The organism is Candidatus Pristimantibacillus lignocellulolyticus, from assembly GCA_023639215.1.
GTDB classification, from domain to species: Bacteria; Bacillota; Bacilli; order Paenibacillales; family Paenibacillaceae; genus Pristimantibacillus; species Pristimantibacillus lignocellulolyticus.
The window spans coordinates 2,910,001-2,921,796 of record CP097899.1 but is presented as its reverse complement, the minus strand read 5'-3'; the positions used below and the strand labels follow the sequence as shown (position 1 = coordinate 2,921,796).

The 11,796-nt window shown below is 42.9% G+C and carries 4 protein-coding genes, 26 tRNA genes and 1 rRNA gene (1 of these 31 only partly in view); all 31 read right to left on the bottom strand.

The genetic code is table 11. The features are described from left to right. Positions 1-110: 110 nt before the first annotated feature. Complete coding sequence (locus NAG76_12315) at positions 111-1,466, bottom strand: extracellular solute-binding protein (GenBank protein ID URN92649.1); 1,356 nt, start codon at positions 1,464-1,466, stop codon at positions 111-113. Positions 1,467-2,041: 575 nt separating this feature from the next. Beyond that, the gene (locus NAG76_12310) at positions 2,042-4,564 is read right to left on the bottom strand and encodes an ABC transporter permease (GenBank protein ID URN92648.1); all 2,523 of its coding nucleotides are present in this window, start codon (positions 4,562-4,564) and stop codon (positions 2,042-2,044) included. Further along, positions 4,558-5,337, bottom strand: a complete 780-nt coding sequence (locus NAG76_12305) for an ABC transporter ATP-binding protein (GenBank protein URN92647.1) — start codon at positions 5,335-5,337, stop codon at positions 4,558-4,560. Before NAG76_12305 ends, NAG76_12310 begins: the two co-directional genes overlap by 7 nt. Before the next feature lie 495 nt (positions 5,338-5,832). Then, positions 5,833-5,914, bottom strand: a tRNA-Leu gene (locus NAG76_12300). Between the two features lie 18 nt (positions 5,915-5,932). After that, positions 5,933-6,009 (bottom strand) — tRNA-Arg (locus NAG76_12295). An 18-nt stretch (positions 6,010-6,027) separates the two neighbouring features. Continuing rightward, positions 6,028-6,101, bottom strand: a tRNA-Cys gene (locus NAG76_12290). Between the two features lie 7 nt (positions 6,102-6,108). Next, a tRNA-Gly gene (locus NAG76_12285) sits at positions 6,109-6,183 on the bottom strand. A gap of 10 nt (positions 6,184-6,193) precedes the next feature. Beyond that, positions 6,194-6,278 (bottom strand) — tRNA-Tyr (locus tag NAG76_12280). A gap of 8 nt (positions 6,279-6,286) precedes the next feature. Continuing rightward, positions 6,287-6,362 (bottom strand) — tRNA-Thr (locus tag NAG76_12275). Between the two features lie 29 nt (positions 6,363-6,391). Next, a tRNA-Asp gene (locus NAG76_12270) sits at positions 6,392-6,468 on the bottom strand. Positions 6,469-6,496: 28 nt separating this feature from the next. Further along, positions 6,497-6,572, bottom strand: a tRNA-Met gene (locus tag NAG76_12265). Between the two features lie 22 nt (positions 6,573-6,594). Next, positions 6,595-6,670 (bottom strand) — tRNA-Val (locus NAG76_12260). Positions 6,671-6,838: 168 nt separating this feature from the next. Next, positions 6,839-7,582 (bottom strand): hypothetical protein, encoded by a 744-nt coding sequence (locus tag NAG76_12255; protein ID URN92646.1) that lies wholly within the window; start codon positions 7,580-7,582, stop codon positions 6,839-6,841. 236 nt (positions 7,583-7,818) lie between these two features. Then, positions 7,819-7,900 (bottom strand) — tRNA-Leu (locus NAG76_12250). A 17-nt stretch (positions 7,901-7,917) separates the two neighbouring features. After that, a tRNA-Arg gene (locus NAG76_12245) sits at positions 7,918-7,994 on the bottom strand. An 18-nt stretch (positions 7,995-8,012) separates the two neighbouring features. After that, positions 8,013-8,086 (bottom strand) — tRNA-Cys (locus tag NAG76_12240). A 6-nt stretch (positions 8,087-8,092) separates the two neighbouring features. Further along, positions 8,093-8,167: transfer RNA gene (locus NAG76_12235), tRNA-Gly, on the bottom strand. A 10-nt stretch (positions 8,168-8,177) separates the two neighbouring features. After that, positions 8,178-8,251 (bottom strand) — tRNA-Gln (locus NAG76_12230). Between the two features lie 32 nt (positions 8,252-8,283). Next, positions 8,284-8,359 (bottom strand) — tRNA-His (locus NAG76_12225). A 124-nt stretch (positions 8,360-8,483) separates the two neighbouring features. After that, a tRNA-His gene (locus NAG76_12220) sits at positions 8,484-8,559 on the bottom strand. Between the two features lie 25 nt (positions 8,560-8,584). Continuing rightward, positions 8,585-8,658: transfer RNA gene (locus NAG76_12215), tRNA-Trp, on the bottom strand. A 3-nt stretch (positions 8,659-8,661) separates the two neighbouring features. After that, positions 8,662-8,746, bottom strand: a tRNA-Tyr gene (locus NAG76_12210). An 8-nt stretch (positions 8,747-8,754) separates the two neighbouring features. Further along, positions 8,755-8,830 (bottom strand) — tRNA-Thr (locus NAG76_12205). 12 nt (positions 8,831-8,842) lie between these two features. Then, positions 8,843-8,918, bottom strand: a tRNA-Phe gene (locus NAG76_12200). A 15-nt stretch (positions 8,919-8,933) separates the two neighbouring features. Beyond that, positions 8,934-9,010: transfer RNA gene (locus tag NAG76_12195), tRNA-Asp, on the bottom strand. A gap of 31 nt (positions 9,011-9,041) precedes the next feature. After that, a tRNA-Met gene (locus tag NAG76_12190) sits at positions 9,042-9,117 on the bottom strand. Positions 9,118-9,130: 13 nt separating this feature from the next. Beyond that, positions 9,131-9,206, bottom strand: a tRNA-Val gene (locus tag NAG76_12185). 5 nt (positions 9,207-9,211) lie between these two features. Further along, a tRNA-Glu gene (locus NAG76_12180) sits at positions 9,212-9,286 on the bottom strand. Positions 9,287-9,303: 17 nt separating this feature from the next. Beyond that, positions 9,304-9,394 (bottom strand) — tRNA-Ser (locus tag NAG76_12175). A gap of 4 nt (positions 9,395-9,398) precedes the next feature. After that, positions 9,399-9,474 (bottom strand) — tRNA-Asn (locus tag NAG76_12170). A 191-nt stretch (positions 9,475-9,665) separates the two neighbouring features. Next, a 23S ribosomal RNA gene (locus NAG76_12165) occupies positions 9,666-11,796 on the bottom strand; it runs 800 nt beyond the window's last position.

Sequence of the window (11,796 nt, the reverse complement as noted above, 5' to 3'; positions counted from 1 at the left end):
AAGCAGAGTCACTAGCATAGCCCGTTCACAGTGCAAGAATTGAGCTGCTGCTGTAGATTATGCTAGTGACTGCAAATACATTTCATCTTGCATTTTTTAAGCTGGATAGCTTATGGTAAACTTTTACGTAGCTTATCTGCTTCTTCTTTTATCACTGTTTCCGGATCCTCACCAAATTGGAATATTCTCGGTATGATCTCGTTACGTACTGAATCGAACACTTGAGGAGATATTTCACGAATATTGACTGGATAAATTTCGTCTTTTACTTCAAGTAAAGTGTCAAAAATATCGTTTCCGAAGTACTCCGTAAACTTGTTAGGTTCTGACATTGCAGGATCTGTCCAAACCTCTGTGCGAATCGGATCCATGCCCAGCTGCTTCCAAACTTGAATGTTTCCTTCTTTAGATAGCTTAGAGTAAGCGAGGAATTCCTTCGCCAGTTCAAGATGCTTTGTTTGATTAGTAATTGATAAGCCTGTTCCACCCATACCCGCTGAACGATTGCCACCTTCATCCCATGCTGGCATTGGTTTAATAATAATTTTGCCTTTCAGATCCGGCATTTCGTCTGTAAAGCGATTCATAAACCAGAATGGCATAAATACCGATGCAGCACCTTCAGCATTCATATAGGCCTTATATTCAGGCGTATCATGACCAGCGCCCGGAGCAATAGCTGCAATTCCTTCATCTACTAGCTTTTTGAAGAACGTCATTGCACGAATATTTCGCTCATCATCCAACATCACTTTTCCGTCCACGCTCACCTGGTCAGATTCCAGCTGGTTTATAGCTGGCCACCAGCTCCAATTGCCTGCGCCTTCAAACGTAATAAACGGTTTTCCTGTCTTTTCAACAACGATCTTTCCGTACTTTTCAACATCAGACCACAGCTTAATATCATCAGGATTTACGCCTGCTTGATCCATAATTTCCTTGTTGTAAAACATAACTGTTGCCCCGACATGCAAGTCAACTCCATAATACTTGCCATCCTGGCTATAAATATCAACGCGAGATTTCACAATGTTCGATAGCTCAGGTTCAACTACATCGTTTAGCTCAACTAACTGAACTTCCCCCTTCATGAAGTTAGGGAACTTACTCTGTTCAATATCTACCAGATCCGGTGCCCCTTCTTTTGTTTGCAACGCAATTAATAATCTAGTATGCATTTCATCATAAGGAATATTTTCAGTAACTAGTTTAATTGGTTTATCAGGATTTGCCTGATTCCATTCATCCGCCATATACAAGTAAAAATCAGCATGTTGTTGTACAAATGTCCATAGCGTAAGGTTTGTTTGCTCTGCTTCTGTTTTTCCTTCTCCCTCAGTATTTGAATTTGATGTTTCTGTCGGTGTAGAAGGTGTATTTCCTCCTCCATTATTACTGCCACAAGCTGTTAAAATCATAGAAACTGCCAGTATAAGCGATAACAATAAATTCCCTTTCTTACTCATTTATTCATCCCCCAATATAATTTATATGCTTAATCCTGTGACGGATAATAGCCAATGCTAAGTATAAAAACAAAATCTAAACGTTTAGATATTACTCATTAAAATAACGCTTTCAAATTCATAAATGTAAATCGTTACTATATTCCCGCTTTATACTTTCACGAAATTTAGAGCTATTTACTTTCAGGAGTCAGTATTCATACTAGTTTCAGTGGCTAATCAATGTAATCTATACAAAATTTAAACGTTTAGATTGTCATCTAATTATTTTATATCATATGAATACAGTTATGTGCAAGCACTTTTTTTGATAATGTTAGCGAACCCTAGAAATGTAATGACTCAAACAAATGTAATCACAATAGCAAATCAGAAAGGATTGATTCTGGTATGGAAACAAATAAAAGACCTCCTATATTCCTAATGTCACACCCGATTTGGCATGCTCATTAATTATATAGAAGGTTTTGAAATGTTAAACAGTTCCGCAAATAGTGGTATAAAGTGAATGCCGTACTCACTTAGCAAATAGAACACTTTTAGCTAATTTTATAAGCTTATCGAAATATTCTCCTCTAATCTGCTTTCATTAACTGAGGTATACTCTTATCCCTTAATGTCTGAGCCAATACTAGAGCTAGGCCATATCCAAAGCTGAGCATTCCAAATATAATGCTGCCAATGAAGGCCCACGGCACTGCAATCAGCGGACTCTCCATTGCAAGCAGCAACGTGCTGGAAATAGCCAAACTTGTAGTAATTCCCGTTATCCCTGCTATTAAGCAAAACCAGCATAGTTGCAGTACAAGCATCGTTCGCAGCTGCCTAAAATTCATACCTAAACTAAATAAAACAGCAAATTCCCTGCGTCGCCCATTAACAAACGCGTGCATTGTATAATAAATGCCAATCGCACTGACAAGTAATGTCACCGCAACAATAGCGTATAAAAATATGAAACGTTGATGTGCAAACTCCTCCATCGAGCTCAGAGCAAGCTGCTTGTCACTATACCGAATACTTGTGTAGAATGATGCATAGGCATGAAGTTCCTCGTATATTGCTGTTCTCTGTTCTTCATCTATGTAAAGCAACAACGTATTCCACTCTCTTGCCCTACTACCGACTAAGGATTCTTTATCTGCTCCTACGATGGATTGCTCTGCATCGACATAAGCCAGCGTATTTATGCTCATCGAACCGGGCATATATCCATCTACAATTGCAGCAATAAGAAGATTTCCACGCGGCAAGTCTTCCTGCTCAGGATCTCGCAATAAAAGCTCATCACCGACAGTAACCCCAAGCTCCTTGGCATAATCAGAAGTTAGTACGACAACATTAGACAAATCGTTTGGCAATGTTGGAAGGAGTCCCTTATTAACCAATTGCCGCAAGTCACTTTTTTTATAATAAAGATTATGATAACGCTCATCTTCAGATAAAGCTTTAGTATTAATTACAGTGGCCCAATCATCCTGACTAACCGGAATAACAGCCTGTACACCTTTAATGTTTGTCACCTCTGAAACAACGTTCTCTGGAAGAGCTACCGTGATACTATTATTATACATATGAATATCAGCCACAAACTCTTCATTAAATATTTGTATATTTGCCTCTTTCGCCGAATGTAGTACCGTAAAGCCAATGACAGGTACATTAATTGAAATAGAGATAGCCAAAATAATAAGCACATTTTGTTTAAAATAAATAGATAAATATTGCATTGCAATCATTTTTTCTTTTTGCTTTTTACGCAAGCCTTGATTTATGCGAAAATTGAGCCAGTGTTGAAACATTATGGGCATGGACAGCCATATCGCACAAGCGAACATCACACCAGCAACCGGATATAAAATGACGCTGCCATAAAAATATAATGGAGGGATAATCAATGCTATCGAAAAAAACAACAACAGGCATGCAACATACTTTCGCGCTTTAGATATGCCTCTTTCCTTAGACTTTATCGTATTACGAAATTCTAACGGCAACTTAGAAAAGCCTCTTGCCAGTAGTGGTAAAAGCAAAATAAAGAGAACAACCCCATATATAAACATACTGAGCAGAATATGTCTCCAACTGAATGTAACCTGTGCATGCTGAATGGAAAAAATACGTTCCAATAACGCTGCCCCTGATACACTGAACACTGCGGCAGTCAATCCACCTAGAATAGTGCCAAGTCCAACTACCCCTGCAAGCTGGTAAAGAATAATCGAGAATAATCCTCTCTTTTTAGCTCCATTTGTATGAAGTACAATAAGGGGATGTAGTATGCTTTGTAACATGAGACGAAAATTACTTAACACAATAGCCAAACTAGCTAATAGTGTGGCTATCGTTACAACACTTGAAATCCAGCGCATGCTTTCCGTATTTTTTTTAGCTAGATCACTATCCTTAACAAGTTGATAGGCTACAGGAGCTTGAATCGTTCGTTCTAAAAGCCTTACTAAAGATAAAGCCTCTACATTATCATCAATATCAAGCATGACACCGGAGGAAAAATTTCCAAGACCGCTAAGTTTCTGTAATGTCGTTATATTCATATATACAAGATCGGGAAATGATGTAACATTCACATCTTCTATAATTTCTTTTAGCTTCCATTCCTTACGTTCAATATGATTAAGCGGTAGATTAATAATTTCCCCTTGTACAGCGCCCAGTCGTTGTGCCAAACTATCTGTTATCACAACCTCATCATCAAGCAAATCCTCTGTATATTTATATCTTACTTTGGCGAGCTCATCATTTTGCAAGCCAATAAGAAACAATTCTTCTCCCTCAATCGGATTAAGCAATATGAAAGATGATTGCTTAACCCCATTAGCTTCTGCTATGAGTTGTTGCTCCCGCTGATCAAAGTAAACGATTTGATTATCTGAATGCTTAGGAGGTGTAACAATGATGTCAACGTCCCCGAAGACATCTGCTAGCTGCTGCTTATAAGATCTCTCCATATTTGACAAGAGCAGAGACATCGAAACAATTAAACTCATTGCAACCGCAACACTTGCAATGGAAGCAATCATTCTAGATCGATTAGCGACAGATAAACGGTATGCAATTCCAAGCATTGATGTTAGCATGACGATGACATTCCCTTCATTCTATAAAACGCAGTTACGATCTTCTCTATTTTTTGCTCTGAACTCATTTCTTCAGATAACTTCAGCTGTTCATAAACATGACCATCTTGCATAAATAAAATGCGCTCACCGTATGCTGCTATCATTGGATCGTGCGTCACCATAACAATCGTTTGCCTAGCATTGCTCTTTATTTCTAAAAGAAGTTCTAATATTTCCTTAGACGTATTATAATCTAGATTACCCGTTGGTTCATCTGCAAGTAGTATGGATGGCTGTTTAACTAGTGCCCTAGCTAGAGCAACTCTCTGCTGCTGCCCACCAGAAAGCTCGTATGGCCTAAAGCTGCCTCTTTTCTCAAGACCTACCTGCTTTAGCATCGATTCTGTTTTTTCTATAATGAAAGAGGCAGCCTCTCCATCTAAAATCAATGGAATAGCAACGTTCTCACTAACGGTCATCGCCTCAATCAAATTATAATCCTGAAACACAACACCAATTTCTTTCCTCCGATATTCGGAAAGCTGCTCACTATGCTTGGTATCATACTTTATTTTCTTATCACGTAAATATACAGCCCCAGCAGTAGGAGCGATCATTCCTCCTATAATGTTAAGCAACGTTGATTTACCAGAACCACTGGTTCCCATAATAACAACAAATTCTCCCTCTTCGATTTCAAGCTTGCTTTTGTGAAGCGCTATCACTTCACTTTGACCTTGCCTATAGCGTTTTTCAACTTCTATGAGCCTAAGTATTAGATTCGTGATCATTAATCCCAACTCCTATTCTATGTTATGTCGGCGAGAGGACTCGAACCTCCACGGTTTCCCACTCGATACTGAGTACCTTTTTCTAATTCTTTTATGGTACCGATAAACTCGTAAGTCGCTGGTTATAAAATTGCTTTGATAGAATCGGAGGCATTTATAACTGAAGCCACTGATAGCAAAAGCAAAAGAACAACACTTATGATGAAAATCCTGATTTTCATCATAAGTGTTGTTCTAATTTTCGTTACATATATCATTAATTTATTAAACTTTACCATATATCCCTTATTTAAGTAAATATTTGTTTGTAATGTCAGCTGCTAGAATGCATATGGTAGATACTGTATACATTATATTTACGTTAACGTATTAGCTTTCACCGGCTTCGACATAGTTTCGCTACGCTAGTAGTAGGCAATGGAATCAGCATAAAAGAAGTAATTATACAAAAAAAGCTCATTAGGATTTCTCCTAATGAGCTTTGAGTATTAAATTTGGTACCGGCGAGAGGACTCGAACCTCCACGGTCTCCCATTCGATTTTGAGTCGAACGCGTCTGCCATTCCGCCACGCCGGCGTATGTAAAGCAAGAATATGGCGCGGCCTAAGAGATTCGAACTCCTGGCCTTTTGATTCGTAGTCAAACGCTCTATCCAGCTGAGCTAAGGCCGCACATGTATGAATTTATTATGGAGGCGCCACCCAGATTTGAACTGGGGATAAAGCTTTTGCAGAGCTTTGCCTTACCACTTGGCTATGGCGCCAACTTTATGGAGCGGAAGACGGGAATCGAACCCGCGACCCTCGCCTTGGCAAGGCGATGCTCTACCGCTGAGCCACTTCCGCATAATTATTATGGTGGAGGATGATGGATTCGAACCACCGAACTCGAAGAGAGCAGATTTACAGTCTGCCGTGTTTAGCCACTTCACTAATCCTCCATGTTACATGGTGCCGTCGAGAGGACTTGAACCCCCAACCTACTGATTACAAGTCAGTTGCTCTACCAGTTGAGCTACAACGGCATATTAGTTTAGATGAATTATTGTTGTAATGGCGGAGCTGACGAGATTCGAACTCGCGGTCTCCTGCGTGACAGGCAGGCATGTTAGGCCTCTACACCACAGCTCCGTGACAACAATTCGGTTTTGAAAACAATTGGTTGCGGGGACAGGACTTGAACCTGTGACCTTCGGGTTATGAGCCCGACGAGCTGCCAACTGCTCCACCCCGCGGCAATGTTTTGAAACTATAGTATGGTGGAGGATGACGGGATCGAACCGCCGACCCTCTGCTTGTAAGGCAGATGCTCTCCCAGCTGAGCTAATCCTCCATATGTAAACTTCCTTCGAAGCAACCACATGAATATATCATATAATTAACTGTCCCGTCAAGTTTTTATTCAAGTTCTTCAAGGATAATGTTTTTATTATAACAATATTTGATCTATAACCAATTATTTTAGGTAATTTATTTAATTATTGGTTCCGTTTATTATTCATCAGTATAACTTCAATAATCGGGACACTATTTGTTTCATGCCATCTTTAGCTGATTCAAATTGCTGCAATCGATGTCCATTAGCGCCTGACGGATGAGGAAACCCCCACATAATGTTGCAATTTTCGATCATTTCATTCTCTATTAGTTCCATTAGATAACTCTCTACAGATTTACCTAAAGGAATAATAAACGGATTTTCTAACATAGCAAATTCAGCAAGAAAAGATTTCTTTGCTGCTTCATTCAGAAAGGCATTTTTAATTAGAGAAGGTTTATGCCCATTATAATTTTGCTTCGAGACAAATACGGGATATCGAATTAAGGAAGTTGTGTGTAGAAGCGTACATTGGGGATCAAATAATTGTTTAGCACTCTGTACTCCTAGCAGGCTGTGTATTCCTATCTCTTGTAACATTTCAATTAAGTTGGTCCTTGTAGTTCCTGCAAATCTCGCGGCCATCTTCGCCTGCTTACAAGCTTCCTCATACGACTTATGTTCCTGTAAAGAGTGAATTGCCGTTCTATAAGCAATCTCCATCTGCTGCCATCCAGGAGTAATTCCAACCAGAATTACTTTTGCAGATACATTAATGTATTCATTATGTGGAGAGTAAAATATTTCAATGTCTCCGTCTGACTTCAATCTAAAGGTATTAATCAGTAAATCTGATTTTTTGTAGCTTGATTTTATCGGTAGCTCCTTTAAATGTGTGCTGAAATAGTTCGCATCAACGAAAGACATTTCTATGGCTCCTTATTAACTTGAAACTAGGTATAGGCAAAATACAGTTCCCTCTAATACATTAGTTAAATTACAAAATAATGCTCTTAGTATAGCATAGCAACATTCTTAAACCAAATCGTTACTTAGGCGTTGCACCGAACGTTAACTATACATTCAAACTGATAAACTGTTATCTATACATGCAAAAAAGCACTTTAGAAGTAAGCTTCTAAAGTGCTTTGAATAATTAATTATGGTACCGGCGAGAGGACTCGAACCTCCACGGTTTCCCACTCGATTTTGAGTCGAGCGCGTCTGCCATTCCGCCACGCCGGCGTAGTTTAAAAAGAATATGGCGCGGCCTAAGAGATTCGAACTCCTGGCCTTTTGATTCGTAGTCAAACGCTCTATCCAGCTGAGCTAAGGCCGCACATGTATAAGATTATTATGGAGGCGCCACCCAGATTTGAACTGGGGATAAAGCTTTTGCAGAGCTTGGCCTTACCACTTGGCTATGGCGCCACTTTATGGAGCGGAAGACGGGAATCGAACCCGCGACCCTCGCCTTGGCAAGGCGATGCTCTACCGCTGAGCCACTTCCGCATATATATTATGGCTGGGGATTCAGGATTCGAACCTGAGATGACGGAGTCAAAGTCCGTTGCCTTACCGCTTGGCTAATCCCCAACGATTAACCGAGTGTGTTGTCTTTGAATAAATGGGGCGACCGATGGGACTTGAACCCACGAATGCCGGATCCACAAACCGGTGCGTTAACCCCTTCGCCACGATCGCCGTATGTTATTCAAAACTTACGTTTGCTAGGATATTAGAAAATGAAATCAAAAAAATAACATCAAGATCTATCTCCTTAACGTTTCGATGAACTACAACAGTTAAGTATGTATTATTGAATAAATGGGGCGACCGATGGGACTTGAACCCACGAATGCCGGATCCACAAACCGGTGCGTTAACCCCTTCGCCACGATCGCCATATGTTATTCAACAAAATTCATCTGGCAGGGGCAGCAGGAATTGAACCCACACCAAAGGTTTTGGAGACCTTTGTTCTACCTTTAAACTATGCCCCTATATGGTGGGGGATGATGGATTCGAACCACCGAACTCGAAGAGAGCAGATTTACAGTCTGCCGTGTTTAGCCACTTCACTAATCCCCCGTAAAACATGGTGCCGTCGAGAGGACTTGAACCCCCAACCTACTGATTACAAGTCAGTTGCTCTACCAGTTGAGCTACAACGGCGTATTATAAAAATGGTGGCTCAGGACGGAATCGAACCGCCGACACAAGGATTTTCAGTCCTTTGCTCTACCGACTGAGCTACTGAGCCTAATAGAAGAAGAAATGGCGGAGCTGACGAGATTCGAACTCGCGGTCTCCTGCGTGACAGGCAGGCATGTTAGGCCTCTACACCACAGCTCCGTATTAATAAAATTATTCTATTTAGTAAATTTGGTTGCGGGGACAGGACTTGAACCTGTGACCTTCGGGTTATGAGCCCGACGAGCTGCCAACTGCTCCACCCCGCGATAATGATATTTATGGTGGAGGATGACGGGATCGAACCGCCGACCCTCTGCTTGTAAGGCAGATGCTCTCCCAGCTGAGCTAATCCTCCATAAATGGTGACCCGTAGGGGACTCGAACCCCTGTTACCTCCGTGAAAGGGAGGTGTCTTAACCACTTGACCAACGGGCCTTGCTTTGTAAAGAAACTGGCGGAGAGCTAGGGATTCGAACCCTAGATACCGGATAAGGGTATACACGATTTCCAATCGTGCTCCTTCGACCACTCGGACAGCTCTCCATAATGGCTCCCCGAACAGGACTCGAACCTGTGACAACTCGATTAACAGTCGAGTGCTCTACCAACTGAGCTATCAGGGAATAATGAACGTTCTAATACTTATGTATTCAGAACATGTGATTGATATTGGCTAATTCTTCTCTCCATTGCTGTCGATTCGAACTGTATATCAATCATAGGGTTTGCACCCTCAAAACTGGATAGGAAAGGTAAAACTCCAAAGTGATGCTTGTATCAATGTACTCTTCTTGCTTGCGCATAGAAAAGATTTTAGGATAAGCCCTCGACCGATTAGTATTCGTCAGCTACATGTATTGCTACACTTACACCCCGAACCTATCAACCTCGTCGTCTTCAAGGGGTCTTACTAATTGGGAAATCTCATCTTGAAGGGGGCTTCACGCTTAGATGCTTTCAGCGTTTATCCCGTCCGTACTTAGCTACCCAGCTATGCTTCTGGCGAAACAACTGGTACACCAGCGGTACGTCCATCCCGGTCCTCTCGTACTAAGGACAGCTCTTCTCAAATTTCCTGCGCCCGCGACAGATAGGGACCGAACTGTCTCACGACGTTCTGAACCCAGCTCGCGTACCGCTTTAATGGGCGAACAGCCCAACCCTTGGGACCTACTTCAGCCCCAGGATGCGATGAGCCGACATCGAGGTGCCAAACCTCCCCGTCGATGTGGACTCTTGGGGGAGATAAGCCTGTTATCCCCAGGGTAGCTTTTATCCGTTGAGCGATGGCCCTTCCATGCGGTACCACCGGATCACTAAGCCCGACTTTCGTCCCTGCTCGACTTGTAGGTCTCGCAGTCAAGCTCCCTTTTGCCTTTGCACTCTTCGAATGATTTCCAACCATTCTGAGGGAACCTTTGGGCGCCTCCGTTACTCTTTAGGAGGCGACCGCCCCAGTCAAACTGCCCACCTGACACGGTCCCTCTACCCGATTCAGGGTAGCAGGTTAGAACTCCGATACGATCAGGGTGGTATCCCAACGTCGCCTCCTCACAAGCTGGCGCTCATGACTCAAAGGCTCCCACCTATCCTGTACAGATCGTACCAAAGTTCAATATCAAGTTGCAGTAAAGCTCCATGGGGTCTTTCCGTCTTGTCGCGGGTAACCTGCATCTTCACAGGTATTAAAATTTCACCGGATCTCTCGTTGAGACAGCGCCCAATTCGTTACGCCATTCGTGCGGGTCAGAATTTACCTGACAAGGAATTTCGCTACCTTAGGACCGTTATAGTTACGGCCGCCGTTTACTGGGGCTTCGGTTCATAGCTTCGGGTTACCCCTAACCACTCCCCTTAACCTTCCAGCACCGGGCAGGCGTCAGCCCGTATACTTCGTCTTACGACTTCGCACAGACCTGTGTTTTTGCTAAACAGTCGATTGGGCCTTTTCACTGCGGCCCCCTCGGGCTATTAACCCTACCGGGGCACCCCTTCTCCCTAAGTTACGGGGTCATTTTGCCGAGTTCCTTAACGAGAGTTCTTCCGCGCGCCTTAGCATGCTCTGCTCGCCTACCTGTGTCGGTTTGCGGTACGGGCACCTATACCTAACTAGAGGCTTTTCTTGACAGCCGGAGCTCATGACCTTCGCTACTATAATTTTCGCTCCCCATCGCAGCCCAGCCTTATAGCCGACGGATTTTCCTATCGACAAGCCTCACTACTTAGACGGACTATTCCATCAGTCCGCGTCACTACCCTTCTGTGTCACCCCATTGCTCAAACGGTTTTCGGTGGTACAGGAATTTCAACCTGTTGTCCTTCCACTACGCCTTTCGGCCTCGCGTTAGGTCCCGACTTACCCTGAGAGGACGAGCCTTCCTCAGGAACCCTTAGGCTTACGGCGGACAAGATTCTCACTTGTCTTTTCGTTACTCATACCGGCATTCTCACTTGAATACTGTCCACCAGTCCTTACGGTCTGACTTCAACCTATATTCAACGCTCCCCTACCCAAGTACCAAATGGTACATGCCATAGCTTCGGTGGTGTGTTTAGCCCCGTTACATTTTCGGCGCAGAGTCACTCGACCAGTGAGCTATTACGCACTCTTTAAATGGTGGCTGCTTCTAAGCCAACATCCTGGTTGTCTGTGCAACTCCACATCCTTTCCCACTTAACACACACTTGGGGACCTTAGCTGATGATCTGGGCTGTTTCCCTCTTGACAATGGATCTTAGCACTCACTGTCTGACTCCCGGATAACATGTCTGTGGCATTCGGAGTTTGACTAGACTTGGTAACCCTTGGCGGGCCCCGCACCCAATCAGTGCTCTACCTCCACGACACTCTAATCCGAGGCTAGCCCTAAAGCTATTTCGGGGAGAACCAGCTATCTCCGAGTTCGATTGGAATTTCTCCGCTACCCCCACCTCATCCCCGCACT